The sequence below is a fragment of the Frankia sp. Hr75.2 genome (genome assembly GCF_949319125.1).
GTDB classification, from domain to species: Bacteria; Actinomycetota; Actinomycetes; order Frankiales; family Frankiaceae; genus Parafrankia; species Parafrankia soli.
The window spans coordinates 1-334 of the sequence record NZ_CASGGV010000257.1 but is presented as its reverse complement, the minus strand read 5'-3'; the positions used below and the strand labels follow the sequence as shown (position 1 = coordinate 334).

Sequence of the window (334 nt, the reverse complement as noted above, 5' to 3'; positions counted from 1 at the left end):
GCTGCCTCGCGAAGTAAAGACACCTATCTTGCATCCCATCACGCCCGGGTTGCTGGCTGAGGGAGTGGTGGGGTCGGTGGGTGTTGAAATGCTCGGCGTAGCTGGTGAGGGTCGATGTCAGGTGCCGTTCGGAGACGATCAGTAGTCTGTCGGTGCATTCGCGGCGGGCGGTGCCGACCCAGCGTTCCGCGATCGCGTTCGCCTGCGGGGCTTGAGGGGGTGTGCGTACCACGTCGATGCCGGCCCCGACGAAGACGGCGTCGACGGAAGCCGTGAACTTGGTGTCGCGGTCACGGATGAGGAACCGGAACCGGTGGTCACACTCGTCGAGATT

General features: G+C 64.1%; 1 protein-coding gene. It reads right to left on the bottom strand.

What is annotated here, in order from left to right:
* The coding region (locus tag AC559T_RS17920; RefSeq protein ID WP_498869478.1) for an integrase core domain-containing protein at positions 1-334 on the bottom strand (334 nt) is incomplete at both ends.